This is a genomic window from Bacillus sp. JJ664 (assembly GCF_036962205.1).
Classification (GTDB): domain Bacteria; phylum Bacillota; class Bacilli; order Bacillales; family Bacillaceae_G; genus Gottfriedia.
In genome coordinates this window covers 1-16,487 of the sequence record NZ_JBALMS010000045.1, presented here as the reverse complement: position 1 = coordinate 16,487, position 16,487 = coordinate 1, and the positions used below count along the sequence as shown (strand labels likewise).

The 16,487-nt window shown below is 34.0% G+C and carries 24 protein-coding genes; 6 read left to right on the top strand and 18 right to left on the bottom strand.

Features of this window, described 5'->3' with window-relative positions; genetic code table 11:
* Positions 1–13: 13 nt before the first annotated feature.
* The 3 genes from V7056_RS07705 to V7056_RS07695 all read right to left on the bottom strand — a co-directional run bounded on the left by V7056_RS07705 (position 14) and on the right by V7056_RS07695 (position 3,159).
* Positions 14–742, bottom strand: a complete 729-nt coding sequence (locus V7056_RS07705; RefSeq protein WP_499700772.1) for an amino acid ABC transporter ATP-binding protein — start codon at positions 740–742, stop codon at positions 14–16.
* A gap of 228 nt (positions 743–970) precedes the next feature.
* Positions 971–1,843, bottom strand: a complete 873-nt coding sequence (gene sigJ, locus V7056_RS07700) for an RNA polymerase sigma factor SigJ (RefSeq protein ID WP_499700771.1) — start codon at positions 1,841–1,843, stop codon at positions 971–973.
* Between the two features lie 20 nt (positions 1,844–1,863).
* Positions 1,864–3,159: a phytoene desaturase family protein gene (locus V7056_RS07695; protein WP_499700769.1), complete on the bottom strand. Its 1,296-nt coding sequence runs from the start codon at positions 3,157–3,159 to the stop codon at positions 1,864–1,866.
* Positions 3,160–3,334: 175 nt separating this feature from the next.
* Between V7056_RS07695 and V7056_RS07690 the strand changes: the two genes are divergently transcribed.
* The 3 genes from V7056_RS07690 to V7056_RS07680 are packed head-to-tail and all read left to right on the top strand — an operon-like array spanning position 3,335 to position 4,708.
* Positions 3,335–3,661 carry a PadR family transcriptional regulator gene (locus V7056_RS07690; protein WP_499700767.1) on the top strand — a complete coding sequence of 109 codons (327 nt, stop codon included), beginning with the start codon at positions 3,335–3,337 and terminating at the stop codon, positions 3,659–3,661.
* Positions 3,661–4,065 (top strand): permease prefix domain 1-containing protein, encoded by a 405-nt coding sequence (locus V7056_RS07685; RefSeq protein WP_088000885.1) that lies wholly within the window; start codon positions 3,661–3,663, stop codon positions 4,063–4,065. The genes V7056_RS07690 and V7056_RS07685 overlap by 1 nt, the downstream gene beginning before the upstream one ends.
* A 10-nt stretch (positions 4,066–4,075) precedes the next feature.
* Positions 4,076–4,708: a hypothetical protein gene (locus tag V7056_RS07680; RefSeq protein WP_499700765.1), complete on the top strand. Its 633-nt coding sequence runs from the start codon at positions 4,076–4,078 to the stop codon at positions 4,706–4,708.
* A 46-nt stretch (positions 4,709–4,754) separates the two neighbouring features.
* Here V7056_RS07680 and V7056_RS07675 read toward each other — a convergent pair whose 3' ends face one another.
* On the bottom strand, positions 4,755–5,393 hold the full coding sequence (locus V7056_RS07675) for an NAD(P)-dependent oxidoreductase (RefSeq protein WP_499700763.1): 639 nt from the start codon (positions 5,391–5,393) through the stop codon (positions 4,755–4,757).
* A 140-nt stretch (positions 5,394–5,533) separates the two neighbouring features.
* The gene (locus tag V7056_RS07670) at positions 5,534–5,962 is read right to left on the bottom strand and encodes an Rrf2 family transcriptional regulator (protein WP_499700761.1); all 429 of its coding nucleotides are present in this window, start codon (positions 5,960–5,962) and stop codon (positions 5,534–5,536) included.
* Between the two features lie 181 nt (positions 5,963–6,143).
* Between V7056_RS07670 and V7056_RS07665 the strand changes: the two genes are divergently transcribed.
* The 3 genes from V7056_RS07665 to V7056_RS07655 are packed head-to-tail and all read left to right on the top strand — an operon-like array spanning position 6,144 to position 7,324.
* Positions 6,144–6,461: an ArsR/SmtB family transcription factor gene (locus tag V7056_RS07665; RefSeq protein WP_499700759.1), complete on the top strand. Its 318-nt coding sequence runs from the start codon at positions 6,144–6,146 to the stop codon at positions 6,459–6,461.
* The gene (locus tag V7056_RS07660; RefSeq protein WP_499700757.1) at positions 6,451–6,903 is read left to right on the top strand and encodes an SRPBCC family protein; all 453 of its coding nucleotides are present in this window, start codon (positions 6,451–6,453) and stop codon (positions 6,901–6,903) included. Before V7056_RS07665 ends, V7056_RS07660 begins: the two co-directional genes overlap by 11 nt.
* A 28-nt stretch (positions 6,904–6,931) precedes the next feature.
* Positions 6,932–7,324, top strand: a complete 393-nt coding sequence (locus V7056_RS07655) for an SRPBCC domain-containing protein (RefSeq protein WP_499700755.1) — start codon at positions 6,932–6,934, stop codon at positions 7,322–7,324.
* 30 nt (positions 7,325–7,354) lie between these two features.
* Here V7056_RS07655 and V7056_RS07650 read toward each other — a convergent pair whose 3' ends face one another.
* The 13 genes from V7056_RS07650 to V7056_RS07590 form a co-directional block, all read right to left on the bottom strand.
* On the bottom strand, positions 7,355–7,954 hold the full coding sequence (locus V7056_RS07650) for a LysE family translocator (RefSeq protein WP_499700753.1): 600 nt from the start codon (positions 7,952–7,954) through the stop codon (positions 7,355–7,357).
* A gap of 71 nt (positions 7,955–8,025) precedes the next feature.
* The gene (locus V7056_RS07645) at positions 8,026–8,643 is read right to left on the bottom strand and encodes a LysE family translocator (RefSeq protein ID WP_499700751.1); all 618 of its coding nucleotides are present in this window, start codon (positions 8,641–8,643) and stop codon (positions 8,026–8,028) included.
* Between the two features lie 11 nt (positions 8,644–8,654).
* Entirely contained in the window at positions 8,655–9,125 is a 471-nt protein-coding gene (locus tag V7056_RS07640; RefSeq protein ID WP_499700749.1) for an Lrp/AsnC family transcriptional regulator, read from the bottom strand.
* Positions 9,126–9,284: 159 nt separating this feature from the next.
* The gene (locus tag V7056_RS07635; protein ID WP_499700747.1) at positions 9,285–9,683 is read right to left on the bottom strand and encodes a VOC family protein; all 399 of its coding nucleotides are present in this window, start codon (positions 9,681–9,683) and stop codon (positions 9,285–9,287) included.
* Between the two features lie 18 nt (positions 9,684–9,701).
* Entirely contained in the window at positions 9,702–10,250 is a 549-nt protein-coding gene (locus V7056_RS07630; RefSeq protein WP_499700745.1) for an NADPH-dependent FMN reductase, read from the bottom strand.
* A 230-nt stretch (positions 10,251–10,480) separates the two neighbouring features.
* Positions 10,481–11,410 carry a 2-dehydropantoate 2-reductase gene (panE, locus tag V7056_RS07625; RefSeq protein WP_499700743.1) on the bottom strand — a complete coding sequence of 310 codons (930 nt, stop codon included), beginning with the start codon at positions 11,408–11,410 and terminating at the stop codon, positions 10,481–10,483.
* Positions 11,411–11,502: 92 nt separating this feature from the next.
* Positions 11,503–12,150: a response regulator transcription factor gene (locus tag V7056_RS07620; protein WP_499700741.1), complete on the bottom strand. Its 648-nt coding sequence runs from the start codon at positions 12,148–12,150 to the stop codon at positions 11,503–11,505.
* Positions 12,151–12,166: 16 nt separating this feature from the next.
* On the bottom strand, positions 12,167–13,285 hold the full coding sequence (locus V7056_RS07615; RefSeq protein ID WP_499700739.1) for a GAF domain-containing sensor histidine kinase: 1,119 nt from the start codon (positions 13,283–13,285) through the stop codon (positions 12,167–12,169).
* Positions 13,285–13,728 carry an SRPBCC family protein gene (locus V7056_RS07610; protein WP_499700737.1) on the bottom strand — a complete coding sequence of 148 codons (444 nt, stop codon included), beginning with the start codon at positions 13,726–13,728 and terminating at the stop codon, positions 13,285–13,287. The genes V7056_RS07615 and V7056_RS07610 overlap by 1 nt, the downstream gene beginning before the upstream one ends.
* 33 nt (positions 13,729–13,761) lie before the next feature.
* Positions 13,762–14,304: a GNAT family N-acetyltransferase gene (locus V7056_RS07605; protein WP_499700736.1), complete on the bottom strand. Its 543-nt coding sequence runs from the start codon at positions 14,302–14,304 to the stop codon at positions 13,762–13,764.
* A 99-nt stretch (positions 14,305–14,403) separates the two neighbouring features.
* The gene (locus tag V7056_RS07600) at positions 14,404–14,856 is read right to left on the bottom strand and encodes a GNAT family N-acetyltransferase (protein ID WP_499700734.1); all 453 of its coding nucleotides are present in this window, start codon (positions 14,854–14,856) and stop codon (positions 14,404–14,406) included.
* A gap of 111 nt (positions 14,857–14,967) precedes the next feature.
* The gene (locus V7056_RS07595) at positions 14,968–15,393 is read right to left on the bottom strand and encodes a hypothetical protein (RefSeq protein WP_499700732.1); all 426 of its coding nucleotides are present in this window, start codon (positions 15,391–15,393) and stop codon (positions 14,968–14,970) included.
* Between the two features lie 112 nt (positions 15,394–15,505).
* Positions 15,506–16,294 (bottom strand): YwqG family protein, encoded by a 789-nt coding sequence (locus V7056_RS07590; protein WP_499700730.1) that lies wholly within the window; start codon positions 16,292–16,294, stop codon positions 15,506–15,508.
* Positions 16,295–16,487 lie beyond the last annotated feature (193 nt).

Here is a 16,487-nt window from a genome sequence, read left to right as displayed (position 1 = left end):
CTTTTCCCTCCAATTAATGATTTAATATACGGCTGAGAAATAATCGAGCTCGTTCTTCACGTGGATTCTCATAAAATTCAGCCGGAACTGCTTCTTCCAATATTCGTCCTTCATCAATAAACACAATACGGTCGGCAACCTCTCTTGCAAAGCCCATTTCATGAGTTACTACAACCATTGTCATGCCTTCTCTAGCGAGGGCTTTCATCACATCAAGGACCTCCCCAATCATTTCGGGATCAAGTGCGGAAGTTGGTTCATCAAACAGCATGATATCTGGTTTCATGGCAAGTCCGCGGGCAATTGCGACACGCTGTTGCTGACCTCCGGAAAGTTGGGAAGGATACGATTCTGCTTTTTCCAATATACCTACCTTATTGAGATAATGACTTGCTGTTTCCTTAGCTTCTTTTTCGGATTGGTCTAAAACTTTCATAGGAGCTAGCGTAATATTTTCAAGTACAGTTTTATGGGGATATAAATAAAAGTGCTGAAAAACCATACCGATATTACGCCTAAGCTTATTAATATCTGTATTTTTATCTCCTACTGAAATTCCATTTACGGTGAGAGTTCCTTCTGAAATTGATTCCAAATGATTAATGCAGCGCAACAAAGTACTCTTCCCTGATCCGGACGGACCAATTATGACAACCACCTCACCTTTATTAATTGTTAGGTTGATATCTTTTAGGACTTGAAAATCCCCGTAAAACTTATTCACTTGATTAAATACAATCATCCTTGACCTCCTAATAAAAAAACTATTAAAATTAGAAACCCAATTCTTGTAAATTTTGAGAATTAATTAACTATATTCAAATTGTGTCCAATACATTCATGATTGTTTTGCTCGTACTCTTTTCCAACACAAAAAGCCGCTATAGCGGCTTTTTATTAGAACAACGAACGATTTCCTTAATAAAATATGAAAATAATCATTATATAAGGAACTTGATTATTAAATTACTTACTTTATTCTCATTTTTTCTGGGTTTCTAACTAGGTAAATTCTCTTATAGCAATCTCCTGCTTTTTCAAAGCAAATGATTGTAGGTTCTTTGCCATCTACTAGTATGCCAATTTGACCATTTACCATGACTAGTTTGACTTCCGCAGAGTCGGCTTCCTTCTTCGCTAAACCTGTTAAGAATGCAATAACATGATTCTTGTTGGATAGAGGACGCATGGCTGCCTTAACTTTACCACCACCATCAGAAATAAGAACAATGTCGTCTGTTAACAGTGAAATCAAAACTTCTAGATTTCCAGTCCCAACAGCTTCGATAAAACGTTTTGCTAATAAGAAATCCTCTTCAATATTTGGTTTCGTATTTTGATGATCAGCTTGAATTTTATCTTTGACTCTACTAAAGATTTTGCGGCAATTCATTTCAGTCTTGCTTAAAATTTCAGCAATATTTTTATATTCAAATTCAAAAACTTCTCGAAGAAGAAACACTGCTCTTTCAACAGGACTTAGCTGTTCAAGTAGAACTAATAGTGCATAGGAAATCGTTTCATCTAAAATGATTTTTTCCGCTGGATCTTCATGTGTGCCTTCAAATTTTAACTGAAGAATTGGTTCAGGTAACCATGGTCCAACATAGACTTCCCTTTTCTTTCTTGAAGATTTTAATAAGTCTAAGCATCTATTTGTCATAACTTTGCATAAAAAAGCTTTTATATTATTCGGTTCTTCGGATGAAGTATTAGTTAGTTGGTGAAAGGCAACAAAAGTATCCTGTACTAAATCCTCAGAATCCTCGACTGATCCCAACATATGATAACCAATTGAAAATAAAAGTGGTTTATATTCAGAATATAGTATATCTATATCCACGAAGTCTCTTCCCTTCTGTTCTATAAATGTTGAAATGCTAGTTTCTTTTCTAGTAGTTTCGTAGCATTTTTAACACTACTTAGTGACGCACTCAAAAGAATTTCTTTATCTCCTACCCAATCTCCTGCAATATACAAGCCCTCTATCCCTATTTCATCTACGTCTACTATATTTTCATTTGGTTTTTTTATTGCATTGGAAACAACTATTTTAGGAAGAAAACGACGTGACACAATAAAATCTCTCCACCCAGGTTGGATTACATCTAGGAAACATTCTAGTTCATATTCATCATTTTGTGATTCAGTTTCAATCATGGAATCTAAATATTTCATCACATGTACTACAATTTGACTAGGCTCATCTGAAAGCTTTGCCACTGTTGAATGATTTGAAAAATACCATGGATTTTCCACACCTAATGCAAAATTCGTTTTAGGATTGGGCAGACCAGACATGACAAGATCTAAACATGCTGCACGAACCGGTATAATTTGATCTACTTTTTTATGAAAAGATTCCGAGGCCTTCTCACCTACAAGTTTCATTAGGTCATGTGGATTAATTGTTGAAACTATACTACGTGATTTCATCATTTGCCCATCTTTTAACAAAATTGTTAATTCAGGATAATCACCTGAAATTTTACTAGCGACTGCATTCTTTTGGATTGTGACCCCTACTTCTTTCGCCCTACTGATCAGTTTATTAACAATTGTTTGCCAGCCTTCATTCAAATACAATACACTTGTTCCTCGTAATTGACCAATTGCTACACGAGCACTGATTAGTTCAGGGTTATTTGCATATGTGGATAACCGAACAAATGTATAAATTAAGTCTTTCACCTTGTTACTTGATAGCGCAGTAGATAGATACTGCTTTAAACTTATTCCATTTAAAGGCTCTAACTCCATTTTACGTATATGACGATAAAAACGAATAAATTCCATTTTCTCTTTCCACTTCAAATGGCTACCAAGAAATAAATTCACTATATCTACTACGTTCATTTTTTCATGATCTTTTCCAAACACAAATGCACCGCTTAATTTTGGCGATTTACCTGTAATATTGACTCCAACCTCCTTAAATACCTCAAGTGTATCTGAAAAAAGTGCATGTGGGCCTAAATTCACATGAGCTTTTCCTAAATTACTCGAGATGCCCCTTCCACCTAAATTCCCTCCTTTTTCTAGTACCAATACTTTTTTCCCCTCTTGCGCTAACAAAATAGATGCTGTTAATCCAGCTATTCCTCCACCTAATATGACAACATCCCATTTTACGCCTGTAATATCTTCTGTCGAATACATATTTCTTCACCCTTTCCTCTTATCTCATTACTTAAGACGAATAGCACGAGGAATTTGTGACAAAACAGAAATAAAAAGAATGACGAAATTTTTCACTGAAATTACTTTGACAGATAGAGTAATTATTGTTAGTATTACTCTATCAGATAGAATAATATGTTTTAGAAGGTGAATTATGGTTAGAAGTGATATCATACGTGGTCATTTGGACTCAATAATATTGAGGCTTATTTTTGAGAAGGATCGATATGGTTATGAAATTTCTCAAGAAATCGGCTTACGTACAAATAATCGATTCCAAATTAAAGAAGCTACTCTTTACGCCGTTTTTCAACGCTTGGAGAAAAAAGAACTAGTCGAGGCTTATTTCGGTGACATTACTCACGGTGGAAAACGAAAGTATTACAAAATTACATCATTAGGTAAAGCATATTTAAATGAATTAGCAAAAGAATGGCATGAAGTAAAAGAAATTATTGATTTATTTATGGAGGACTTGTGATGAAAAAAATCAAAAATCATATTGAAGAATTATTTAAAGAAATTCCTAGAACACAAGAATCGGAACTAGTAAAACAAGAAATTATTCAAAACTTAGAAGAAAAAGTAATCTATTTAATGGAAAATGGTAAGGAAGAAGAAGATGCAATCAATAAAGCAATTGTTGAATTCGGAGATATAGATGAACTAAAAAAAGAGCTAGGCGTTAAGAATCCCGATCAAAAAAAGAGTAAATTAGCAAAACTAAACTTAGCTTATTCACTTTGCGGTAGTGGACTTCTAATTGCACTTTTCCTATTTATTAATTTTTACTATACACCAAATACGATTTGGTTTGTTTATCCCACATTTGGTCTACTTTGGTGGCCGCTTTCAATGTACTTTTATTGGCAACGAAATAAGTGAGGTGTAAATGATGAAAAATTATGTTGGATTCGCCACTGCTGGTTGTATTATGAGTATGGTATTTTTTATGATCGTAAATTATATTACCTCACCTAATACACTTTGGTTTATATATCCTTGTTTTTTCCTGTTATTATGGCCTATTAGTTTATATTTTGTATTTAAAAAATCTGCAAAACAGCTTTCATTATTTTGTAGCTTAGTACTTATTGCATTCCTTATTACTGAAAACTTAATTCATTCACCAGATTATTTATGGTTTTTCTATGCAGCTTATCCAATTATTTGGTGGCCAATATTAATGCACTTAGGAGCAAAATCAGGTTCATTACGCGTTGCAATCCTCGGTAGCTTAGCAACAATTATCTACTATTCTAGTTTTAATCTTTTCGGTTCCCCAGATTATCCTTGGGCAATCTATCCTGCGTTTGCCGTCATTTGGTGGCCATTAGCAATTTATCATACAAAACGTAGAAGCTTTGTGTTCTTTTCATTCACTGCAAGTTTATTAATCAGTGTTTTCTTTATTACAGTTAATATCGTCTCATCTCCAGATACAGTATGGGCTGTTTACCCGATCTTCGCAGTGATTTGGTGGCCATTAAGTATGTATTTTTATGTTTACAAAAAGAAAAGTATCTAATTGAAATTTAAAAAGAGATTCTTCTTTTGAAGAATCTCTTTTTTGTTTATTCAGCTTCAGAAACAAGTGTAAAGCGTTGGTTAACATGTTTAGGTTTTTCGATTTCGTCAAGTACAGCAATTGCATAATCAGCATAGCTAACGTAACTATTACCTTTTGCATTTACAATAAAATTGTCTTTCCCTAATTGATAAGTACCTGTTCTTTTCCCAGTTGGATCGAAATGTGCTGCTGGGCTAATAAATGTCCAATTAATACTCGATTTCTGTAAGTCCTCAAGATTTTTTGCTTGGTTGGATGCAGTTGCAAAATACTCTTTTGGGAATTCAGGCGTATCAATTAAACGAATTGTTTTTTGTTCATCTACATATAAACTTCCTGCTCCACCTACAACAATTAATCTTGTTTCATTTGTACCTTTGATACCTTCAATTAACACATTGCCTGCTTCTACATGAAGATGCTCTTGGCCAACTGGTGCACCATAGGCATTTACGATAACATCAAATTGCATTAAATCGTTTGCTTGTAGGTCAAAAATTTCTTTTTCTAAAACTGAATCAATATGATCTGCTAATTTAGAAACATTTCTTACAATCGCTGTTACTGCATGACCTCTTTCAATTGCTTCCTTTACTATTAGATTCCCTGCTTTACCTGTAGCTCCAATAATTCCAATTTTCATCTTATATTCCTCCTGAAAGTATGTTGTTTAAAAATATTTTTAAGTTGTAACCATTTTAGTTACAACTATAATAAAAAAATAAAACTAGCTAGTGATGTAACAAACTAAGTTACAACATTATCAAAAAAAATTGAATCTTATTATCCAATTTTTTTAGTTAATACTGTAATTAATTCTTCCATCGTTACCTCATCCAGAATGCGTTCCATCGCTTCTTGAGCTCGGTTTAAAATCAATTCGAGTACTGCTTGAATATTAGCCCCAACAGGACAATTTGGATTCGGATTTTCATGAAATTGAAAAAGCTCTCCCTCTTCTACTACTTCTACTGCACGGTAAACATCTAGAAGAGAAATTTCTTTTAAAGGCTTTAAAAGTGAAGCCCCACCTGTTCCTCGACGAACTTGAATTAAGCCAGCATTTTTAAGTTTTCCCATCACTCTTCTGATTACGACTGGATTCGTATTGACACTTTCTGCAATCCACTCAGAAGTGCAAAGTGCACTATTCTCGATCGTAACTAAAGACAAAATATGAACAGCGACAGTAAAACGACTACTGATCTTCATAGGATTCAACCTCCTGATGTAATCATTATAGTTACATCAAATATAATTGTCAATTCCTTATTATTTAATTTTGCATTATATATAGGCATAAAATAGAGAAACTTAAAGATAAAGCATACTTGTAAATACGTTTAAAACTATTTAAGTTGACACTTAATTAAGTGGGTGCTAAATTAGATTCATGATAGAAAAAGTAATTCACGCCATTTCAGAACAAAACCGCAGAACAATATTAAATCTGTTAAAGAATGAAGAACTGACTTCAAGTCAAATTGCTAGTAATTTTGATATTTCACCACCAGCAATTTCACAACATCTTAAAGTATTAGAGAACTCCGGACTTGTCACCGTTCGGAAGGAGGGCAATAAGAGAATTTATCAAATTAGAAAGGAAGGATTTAGTGATTTAACATCATACTTAGATCACTTTTGGGATGATAGCTTATCTCTTCTAAAACAAGCTGCAGAAGAATTAGAAAGGAGAAATAATGAATCATAAGCAAAATAATCAAATCACAAAAGAAATTTTTATCGAATGTAGTCCGAAAACATTATTTTCTTTTTTCATTGATCCTGAAAAAATGCTTAAGTGGATGGGACGTCACATCTTATTAGAGCCAAAAATCGGTGGTAAATATCGAATTGATATTAATGGTGAAGATATTGCGATAGGTGAGTACATTGAAATGATACCCAATGAAAAAATTATTATGTCATGGGGATGGAATCATTCAAGCATCATGCCACCTGGATCTACTACGTTAGAGTTCCGTCTAACGCCTAAAGAAAACGGTACTTTGCTTACACTAATCCACTCTAATATTCCCAAAGAAAAAATGCCTTCAAACAACAAAGGATGGAATCATTATATGGATCGCATTAAGCAGTTACTAGAAGGAAATGATCCTGGTATTGATCCTTGGTCTATAACAAAAAAATAAATCGAAAGTTAAAATGGAGGAATAACATATGTCACATACAATTCATCAAGAAAATATATTTAATGTAAGCCCAAATGAAATTTTTCAAATCCTAACAGAATCTAATAAATTTAGTGAATTGACTGGTGGAGCACCAACAGAAATTCATAATGAAGCTGGTGGTTCATTTTCACTATTTGGAGGAATGATTCACGGAAGAAATATCGAACTGGTTGAAAATAAATTGATTGTACAAGCGTGGCGTGCTGGGAACTGGAATGAGGGCGTATATTCTCTTGTACGCTTTGAATTGAAGGAACATGAATCAGGAACAATGGTAATTCTAGATCATACAGGTTTCCCGGAAGGACAAGATGAACATTTATCAATAGGATGGATTGAAAATTACTGGAAACCGTTAAAGAAATATATAAGTAAGTAACTAACAAAAAAGGAGCGCTAGGCTCCTTTTTTATGTTTCTATAAAGGCTAAGATACCTAAAATTATAATAAGTAGTCCGGCTATTTTGTTGACCCTACTTAAATGAGGTCGAATTTTATTCCTAAATAAGCTTACAACATAGCTTAAAATGATCCACCAAGAAATAGCTCCTAAAAATACGCCACCAATTAAAGTTACTCCGACTAAACTAGAGGTGGAGCTTTGTTCAAAACCTAATCCAGCAAACATCGCGACAAAGTTTAAAATGGTCACTGGATTCGTAATCATTAAGACAAACGTTGAAAGAAACATTGCAAATACACTTTCATCTTCTAAATTAGCCGCATGATTAGAAGGTTCTTTTATAAATGTTTTTATCCCTAAGTAAAGTAAAAATACACCACCGACTACCCTCAATATTAACTGCTGTTCTACTAAAAAAGAAGATACAACTGAAAACCCAAACGCGGCGATGCTCGCATAAATTAAATTAGCAGATGCAGCACCTAAACCTGTCATGAAACCTGCCGTTCTTCCTCTAGACAGAATTCTTTGTATACACAATAAACCAATTGGGCCAACAGGAGCCGAGACTGAAAAACCCAAAATAAAGCTTTTTAATAATAGCATTGAAACGTTCCTCGCAGTCTAGCTTTTTAAGTTGATTCTTTTTTTTATACTCTAATCCATTTGAAGAAGCTTTATTTAATTATCTCATATAAAGCAATTCCACCAAAAATTAGGATGATTAATCCTGATAAACGGTTGATCACAGTTAATGATTTATTTGTAATCTTTTTCCTAAACAACCCTACTCCACTACTTAAAATGACCCACCATAAAGTAGATCCACAGAATACACCTATTACTAAAACTACCGAGGATATCAAATTGCTGCTTGTATTAGAGATCCCTAACCCTGCAAAAATTGCAATGAATGATAAGATTGTCATTGGATTTGTTAGTGTCAAAAACAAAACTGATAAAAAGGCATTCCGCATATTTTTCTTTTGGGTTTCAGTTTGAGTATAGCTTGCTTTTGACATCAGTGTTTTTACACCTAAATAACAGAGAAAAATACCACCAATTAATTGAATCCAAAAATGTTGTCCAATTAAAAAATTCGTAATAACCGTCAGTCCAAACCCTGCAATTAAACCATAAATCCCATCCGCCGTTGCCGCCCCTAATCCAGAAACTAATCCTACGACTCTACCATGTGCTAATGTTCTTCGAATACATAACACACCAATTGGACCAACAGGAGCAGCAATTGATAAACCAATTAACAAGCCTTTTAATAAAAACGCCAATTCCATACTAACCCTCCCTACTCAATTGAAAATTTATGATTTTGTAATGGGACTCTAAACGTTTCTTTCGTTGTATCCATTACAATTGTTGTTTTTGTTCTAATGACTCCTTTAAGGCCTTTTATTTCATGACTAATGACTCGATCTAAATCTTTCGTATTTTTACTTCTTATTTTTAATAAATAATCGTCCTCACCTGCGATGTGATGACATTCCTGTACCTCTTCTAATTCATTAATAAGTTCTAAAAATGGTGCTCTATTTTCGGGGCGATCAAGTGATACTGCAACAAAAGCAGTAAGCTCACTTCCAACCTTTTCAGCATCAATTAATACACCATAACTTTTTATTACGCCTTGCTCTACCAGTCGGTTTACCCTTTCTGCAGTAGCTGGTGCAGAAAGCCCGATTTCAGCAGCCAAATCAGCCCATTTTATTCTTGAATGATCCATTAATCGATTAATAATTTTCAAATCGTAAGTATCCATCATCAAATACCTTCTTTTTATAAGTTTTATTATATATTAACTTATTTTATGAAGGTCATTCAATATTGTTTTAATAAAAAAACTACTTCATTGATGAAGTAGTTCGAGTTTAAATAGCAAAAATTTATTAGTTCGTTATGACAATGACATTAACACGTTTTATTTCTTCAATCCTTCAGTATTCATTAATACGATTCTCCAACCATCAGGGTCCTCTACTGTAATACTTTTACCAAGCCAGTAAGGATTTTCTGGTTCAACTTCTTCATATCCCATTAATTGTAATCTGTTTTTTATCTCATCTATCTCATTTTTATTAGGTATATAGAATACAAGGAGGTTATCTTTTGTTGGTGCAGGACATGGACTTCCGCCAATATATTGAGTAAACTCTAGGTGATACTCTACATCGGGTAAGCCATACATGACTCCATCATAACCATCATGATTTTCAAATCCAGCTACACGCTTTAATCCTAGCCCTTCACCATAGAACTTTTTAATTTTTTCTAACTGATCTGTTGGTCTTGCGATTCTGAATTGGACCCAATTTTTCATTTAATACAGACTCCTTTCTTAATAGTTTGAAGCACTCCACTCTTCGTTTAACTTTTTTGTTAATTGAGTATAGAGCTTTAACTCTTGAATTAAACCATTTACTAAGTAAGAAGGTTCTTCTGCCAAAGCAACGCCACCTTGGATAAAATCAGTTGGATCAATGACTAATTGTTTAGATAATACATTTGAATATAGTGCTCTAAGTACAATTCGCATATTATTTAGCGCATTAATTCCTCCCTTTCCACCACCAGATACAGCCATTAAAGCTACTGGTTTATCTTTAAAATGCTTGCTACCTAAGAAATCCAATGCATTTTTTAATGCCCCACTCATTCCGCCATGATATTCTGGTGAAGCGACAATCATTGCATCTGCATTTTCTAATTCAGCCCTTAACATTTTAATATTAGCTAATTCATTTTGATCTTCTTGTCCGTTATAAATTGGTAAAGTTAATTCACTTAAATCGATCGTTCTGATATTATATTTTTTAGAAATAATAGCTGACAATTTACCAGTACGCCCTTCTTTTCTTGGACTACCATTAACAATGACAATATTCATAAATCCCACTCCTCTTTGATAAGTACTTTTAGTATAGTCAATAAATAGAGTGTAATCGTCAGTCGTTTGGTAGAACTTTGCTACACGTTTTGGTGTATCAACAAAATAAAAAACCTACAACTAAAGTTGTAGGTTACAGACTGTTACCAAACGCTCGCTTTCTTCGTTGCTTCGCCTGCTTGGGGTGCTAATTACCGTCAAAGGTAACCCACTTCTACCAAAATTAAAGGTCAAAAATGATTTTCCACATGTATTTTTTCATATACTTTGAGGTTTTGATAAATTACCTCAAGCAATTGTGCTGAAAGATGTTTCGCTTTCGCAAGTTCGAGCAAGTATCCTTGCAAATGATCGCTTTCAATAGAAGAACCTTTTTCCATATCTCTCTGCATTGAAGATTTCATATCATATCCAAGAGCATCAATTGATTTCATATGTTCATCAACAATATTCTCGTGGATTGGAGCATCATGGGCGTGCATTATGTTAGCACATTCTTCAAATAATTGACGGATGATCGTCCTGCCGCCTTCACTTTCTCTGATTGGTCCAATTGGTGCTCGCATAAGGGAAGTTACACCAGACATGACCGTAATGAACATAAATTTATGCCACATATCTCGTTCAATCTGCTCACTTAATACAAAATCAGCTTTCGTACCACTAAATGCTTTCATAATTTTATGGATGCGCTCAGTGTCTTTATTCATAAATTCACCATATACAAGTCTTGCTGCCTTACTTGTCTGAACAACTTCTCCGTCATGATTTAAAGTCGTTTCAATAAAACATAAACCACCAATTAAGTTACTTTCTCCAAATGCTTCTTTTAAAGTTGTTACATGTGAGATACCATTTAGTAGTGGTAAAATGACTGTATGTTCACCTACAAATGGCTTTACATCTTTAATGGCATCATGTAAATGATAGGATTTAGTTGAAAAAAGCACTAAATCGAACGTTCCGGCATTCTCACTCGCTGTGATTATCTTAGGTTGTACGATCATGTCACCGTGCACACTACGGATCACTAGTCCTTTTTCTTCTATCTGTTTTTTTCGATTCGCTCGAACTAAAAAAGTAACATCTTCTCCTTTTTCTACTAAACGGCCGCCAAAGTATCCGCCTACTCCACCAGCGCCTAAAACAAGAATTCGCATCCAATCTTCCTTTCTACCAGTATATTGTTAACGTAATCAATAACCTTACGGAAAATATCGACCGCTACCTGAATAAACCTTTTATCACCTGATTAATCTGATATCCCATTTCGAATCGCATAAAGTGCAAGCTGTGTACGATCTTGAAGTTGTAACTTTGCTAATATATTTGATACATGTGTTTTCGCTGTTTTCTCAGTAATAAATAATGAAGAAGCAATTTCTTTGTTACTCTTACCTCTTGTAATTTCCTTTAAAACATCCATTTCACGTTTCGTTAGTTTGTCGTGAATCGTCTGTTCAGATTTCGATTCACTTTTACTCGTTAATGCAGAGACTAACTGTGTAGTAACTTTTGAATGAAATTGTTTTTCTCCATCATAGATTTTTCGTATAGCTGTTACAAGCTCATCTGGGTCACTATCTTTTACATAATAGCCAACCGCTCCTGCTTCGATTGCTGGTAAAATATGATCTTGGTCATAAAAACTTGTTAATATCATTACTTTAACAGGTAGACCTTCATTTTTAATTTGTTCTGTTGCTTCAATTCCATTTAACTTTGGCATTGATAAATCCATAATGACGATATCGGGATGCAATTCTTTTATTAACTGTAAAGCCTCTTCCCCGTTTGATGCTTCACCAATGACCTCGATATCTTGTTGAGTATTTAAAAAAAAGATTAGTCCTCTTCTGACAATGTGATGATCGTCAGCAATTACTAATTTTATTGTCATTACTATTTCTCCCTCTTTAAAAAGGAATATTTGTTATTATTTTTGTTCCTTTATTTAGTTCACTTTCCACGATAAAAGATCCTTGTAATGCTTCTACTCTTTCTCGCATACTTTTTAACCCTAATGTAGGAATACTTACATTTTCTGGGCACACAAAACCAGCACCTTTATCCTCAATCACCATGTTAATATTTTTACCATTACTTGATAATTGCAAATAAATATCCGTTTGACCAGAATGTTTTCTACAATTATTAAAAGCCTCTTGGCCTACTCGCCATAATGTCTCTTCTATTTTGGAAGGAAGAACATTGATACCTTTGACTTTGCTATGTGCTTTTAAACCTAGCATTTCACCATAGTTAATTAAAGCACTAACAATTCCATTTTCTATTCCTTGCGGTCGAAGCTGCCAAATTAATGCTTTCATTTCTGCCTGCGCTTCTTGTGCAATTTGTTGGATATGATGGAATGTTTCTTTTATATTTTTGTTATCTGATACATTGCCCCCAGCTTTAGCTGTTACATTGATTGAAAAAAGCAATTGACTAACTGAATCATGTAAGTCTTTAGCTAAACGATTTCTTTCTTCAATTACTTGAATTCCCTTCACTTTTTCAGTTAATTGAATTCTTTTAATTGCTGTACCAATTTGTAATGCTACTGCTCCTAAGAGGTCTAACTCTTCTTGATCAAATTGTAATTTGTTTGATGCTGCTACATTTAATAATCCAAATGATTCCTCTCCCGCTTGAAGTGGTACAGTCGCATGGTGAGTCACACCATTTGTGTCACCCCAATTATGAATCACAGATTCTTCTAATCTTTTACATTCCATTATATTTGATGCTTTATTAAGTCTTCCTTGTACGTATTTGCTCACGCACCAGCAATCGCCACAACACATCGGCTTTACTTCTTCATTTGTTAACGCTGGTGGTAACTCATGAGAGGCGACTAATTCATAGTTACCATTTTTATCGATTAAAAAAATCCATCCAGTTTCTAAGCCTGTAATTTGAATTAATTTTGCTAATGCACAATCAAGGGTACTGTGTAAGTCAGTACCCTCATTTAATATCTCAGCAATCTCTTTTAATACTTGTAGTTCTAAAAGAAAAGATTTTTTTCTCATTACTTTATTGTTTCCTTCATACGTTTATCAAGTTGTTCTAGTACATATGGCCACGCTTCTTCATGCTGATTTCTTGATAATTCATCACTGAAACCAGCATGTGTTAATTTAATCATTACACCACGATCTTTTGAAACGAATTCTACCGTAACAACTGTTTCAGCTTTCGTTCCAGCAGTTATCCACGTAATTTCAACCAGTCGATTTTGCTCAAGTTTTAAGAAACGACCATAATGTGGATGACGCATCTCATTAAATTCAGTTTCAAAGAAGAAGACAGAGTTCACTTTTGCTTCCATAATGACAGAATCCGGTGCTGCAAACCAACTACCAAACCCTTCCGTCCAGGCGTGATATAGTACGTCTATTGACACTTCCATTTCACGTTCAACCTGCAAGCTATACGGTCTATTCGAAAGATTAGGGTAACTAACGATATCCATCTTAATTCCTCCAGATATTTTTATAAGCTTTTATTATTCATTTTCATTGATAATAGCAAGCATTTGGTGATCTTCCCATTTCCCATTAATTCTCACGTTTTTCTTGGCAATCCCTTCTTTATGGAAACCAGATTTTTCTAATACTCTAATAGAGCCTATATTATGAGGCATAACACCAGCCTCGATACGGTGAAGCTTTAATTCAGTAAATGCATAATCTACTACAAGCTTAACTGCTTCAGTCGTATAACCTTTACCATTTTGATGTTCATCTAAAGAATAGCCAACAAAACAACTCTGTAAATCCCCTCTTAAAATTTCAGCTAACATCGTATTTCCAATCAATTCTTCAGTTTCTTTTAAGTAGATACCGAAAAAATAGTACAGATCTTTATCACTTTTTTCTTTATTCGATTTAATGCGTTCTTGTTGAAACTCTACTGTATAAAAACTCTCATCTTTTATATACGTAAAGGGTTTGAAGAACTCTCTATTTTTCACCTCAAAATGTAAAAGCTCTTCTGCATCTTCAACTTCTAGCATTCTTAAATAAACATTATTCCCTACTAATTCCACGATTATATCCCCCTCAAAAACCATCTATATTATTATGTAAATTTTCTTTCTATTATTATAATACCTTATAAATTGCCTTTCCAAAGTAAAAAGCTGAACCTATTTTCCCTTTGCCCATAAAACCCTTGAATCAATATGACGAACTAATCGATGGACTAAAGGTTTAAATCCATTTTTCGACCAAAATCTTGAAGATTCTAGATTTGTCATTCTCCAGTCAGTCTCACAACTTTTATAACCTGATTCCTTTGCATGAGTAAGACCATTTTGTAATAAAGCTGTGCCAACCCCCATGCCTCTAGCAGACTCAACTGTTGCACCAACCACCAAACTTATACATGAATCTGGTATAAGCATATTTTCATCTGATGCCTCTGCTAACATATATACTTGATAACCAACTACTTCATTTTGGTGAATAGCTAACCAAAATGTAACTGTTTCATCATATATTAATTCAGCGTACCCATCTTGATAATCTTCTCTTTCTTCTATAAAACCAGGTGCGAAAACTGGAGACTCAGCTTGATGTTCCATGATAACCGTAGCCAATGCTCGAATATCTTTTTCATCATCTTTGGTTGCTAAACGAATTTGAAGATCAGGATGAATGTGATATGGCTCTATCCCCTCTGAAATGTCACGAATTCCGTGGACTTGTTCCTATGCAAATCCTGAACGAAACCAAGCATTCAACATATTCGCATCACCGCTTGGTACCATCACGTAATGATGGAAAGAACCATTATTAACCATTTCGTTTGCGAGTACAGCGTACAACTCACGGTATAATTCTTCATTTTCCCCTTGAGCAATTGCTACTCCTGCATACTGAATCCATGTATGGCGTTCACGGTTCTTATCGGTTTGAATCGTACCAATCATATAACCAACTAACTGATCGTCTTTTATTGCTGCAACGCCAGTCCAATTTTTCGTAACCAATGACTCTATCGCTTTCTTTGCATAAGCTATTTCTTCAAACTTTACTGGTAATTCTTTATTTACAGTTCTCTCATTTTGTTGCCTTTTCGCCAATAAACTTGCTGCATCATCTATATAAGATTGCTTAAACTCTACAATTTTCATCATAGACCTCCAAACCTTTAAAAAAGAGTGTATTTCTTTCGACTCTATAAACTTCAATAAAAAGAGCACTACTTCCTGCTAAAGAAGTAATGCTCTTTTTATACTGACATATCTAGCAACAATCCCAGTTGTATAGGACATTCGCAAAATTTCTGTTTAATAAATCTTCTCTAGAAATAAAGAAGTTAGCAACTCCTACGTCACCAAACATACAGTCAATTGAATCATCCGAATCAATTTGTAAAAGTAATATAGGGTGCTCTTCTTTTTCTCTAGGATCTGCTTGTGTAAAGTATGGGTAGCCACCAATTCGATGACCTTCTCCAACAAACTTTTCAATATATAATTCATGTAAATCATTACAATTTTCATGCTCTATTTCTTGATCAAGTGGAATATTTTCTTCTATTATATCGAAATCAACTGAAAAAGCTGATACAGGTTGAAGCACTAGACCAAATGTCATTCCTGCCTCTTTCCCAATAGGAAACTCTATATCTCTATCATCCGTTACAAATGAGAAATCTTCAATCAAATCTGTTTCATTTAATTGCTCATGGTAAATCAGTTTAAAGTTCTTCTGCTTAGCTGGTTCATCGAAATCAATACCATAAACATCGTCATCAGCTGATATGTAAAATTGTAGCAAACCCGAAGTTGGAAACTCGTTTAATTGAGGTAACTCTGAAAAATTTATTTGTGCAAGTAACTTCATCGGTTCCCCATTTTCGTCCTTTGGATATGCCATTTGTTTAGGAAAAAAAGGATCCCCACAAAACTTACTTTCTGTTAAACTCGTCTTTCGAATATCAGGCTGAATGACTACTGAGTTTTTAACTGTCGACTCGATTAGTTCCTTGTAGTTTAACAATTCTTTTGGTATTTCTAAACTTTTTACCATGATACACCTACCTTTTACATTATTAACTTAATCATATCAATCATTCAGAAATTGACAATTGCTTTATAAAATATATTCTACTAATCTCTATTAAACACAATTCTTTATATAAAAAAAGATAAAAGAGCTAAATTTAAATTGCTTTACTTACTGTGTTATAATACTCAAAAACCAATTGAAAAGAGTGTTAAGC

What these genes read in the sequence shown, in the direction of transcription:
- V7056_RS07690 (WP_499700767.1), top strand. Translation starts at nt 3,335, where the DNA reads ATGGTTAGAAGTGATATCATACGTGGTCATTTGGACTCAATAATATTG.
- V7056_RS07650 (WP_499700753.1), bottom strand. Translation starts at nt 7,954, where the DNA reads ATGCTATTATTAAAAAGCTTTATTTTGGGTTTTTCAGTCTCGGCTCCT.
- V7056_RS07675 (WP_499700763.1), bottom strand. Translation starts at nt 5,393, where the DNA reads ATGAAAATTGGAATTATTGGAGCTACAGGTAAAGCAGGGAATCTAATA.
- V7056_RS07685 (WP_088000885.1), top strand. Translation starts at nt 3,661, where the DNA reads ATGAAAAAAATCAAAAATCATATTGAAGAATTATTTAAAGAAATTCCT.
- V7056_RS07595 (WP_499700732.1), bottom strand. Translation starts at nt 15,393, where the DNA reads ATGAAAATTGTAGAGTTTAAGCAATCTTATATAGATGATGCAGCAAGT.
- V7056_RS07630 (WP_499700745.1), bottom strand. Translation starts at nt 10,250, where the DNA reads ATGAATATTGTCATTGTTAATGGTAGTCCAAGAAAAGAAGGGCGTACT.
- V7056_RS07705 (WP_499700772.1), bottom strand. Translation starts at nt 742, where the DNA reads ATGATTGTATTTAATCAAGTGAATAAGTTTTACGGGGATTTTCAAGTC.
- V7056_RS07695 (WP_499700769.1), bottom strand. Translation starts at nt 3,159, where the DNA reads ATGTATTCGACAGAAGATATTACAGGCGTAAAATGGGATGTTGTCATA.
- V7056_RS07660 (WP_499700757.1), top strand. Translation starts at nt 6,451, where the DNA reads ATGAATCATAAGCAAAATAATCAAATCACAAAAGAAATTTTTATCGAA.
- V7056_RS07665 (WP_499700759.1), top strand. Translation starts at nt 6,144, where the DNA reads ATGATAGAAAAAGTAATTCACGCCATTTCAGAACAAAACCGCAGAACA.
- V7056_RS07670 (WP_499700761.1), bottom strand. Translation starts at nt 5,962, where the DNA reads ATGAAGATCAGTAGTCGTTTTACTGTCGCTGTTCATATTTTGTCTTTA.
- V7056_RS07620 (WP_499700741.1), bottom strand. Translation starts at nt 12,150, where the DNA reads ATGACAATAAAATTAGTAATTGCTGACGATCATCACATTGTCAGAAGA.
- panE (WP_499700743.1), bottom strand. Translation starts at nt 11,410, where the DNA reads ATGCGAATTCTTGTTTTAGGCGCTGGTGGAGTAGGCGGATACTTTGGC.
- V7056_RS07680 (WP_499700765.1), top strand. Translation starts at nt 4,076, where the DNA reads ATGAAAAATTATGTTGGATTCGCCACTGCTGGTTGTATTATGAGTATG.
- V7056_RS07590 (WP_499700730.1), bottom strand. Translation starts at nt 16,294, where the DNA reads ATGGTAAAAAGTTTAGAAATACCAAAAGAATTGTTAAACTACAAGGAA.
- V7056_RS07640 (WP_499700749.1), bottom strand. Translation starts at nt 9,125, where the DNA reads ATGGATACTTACGATTTGAAAATTATTAATCGATTAATGGATCATTCA.
- V7056_RS07655 (WP_499700755.1), top strand. Translation starts at nt 6,932, where the DNA reads ATGTCACATACAATTCATCAAGAAAATATATTTAATGTAAGCCCAAAT.
- V7056_RS07635 (WP_499700747.1), bottom strand. Translation starts at nt 9,683, where the DNA reads ATGAAAAATTGGGTCCAATTCAGAATCGCAAGACCAACAGATCAGTTA.
- V7056_RS07645 (WP_499700751.1), bottom strand. Translation starts at nt 8,643, where the DNA reads ATGGAATTGGCGTTTTTATTAAAAGGCTTGTTAATTGGTTTATCAATT.
- V7056_RS07610 (WP_499700737.1), bottom strand. Translation starts at nt 13,728, where the DNA reads ATGGATATCGTTAGTTACCCTAATCTTTCGAATAGACCGTATAGCTTG.
- V7056_RS07615 (WP_499700739.1), bottom strand. Translation starts at nt 13,285, where the DNA reads ATGAGAAAAAAATCTTTTCTTTTAGAACTACAAGTATTAAAAGAGATT.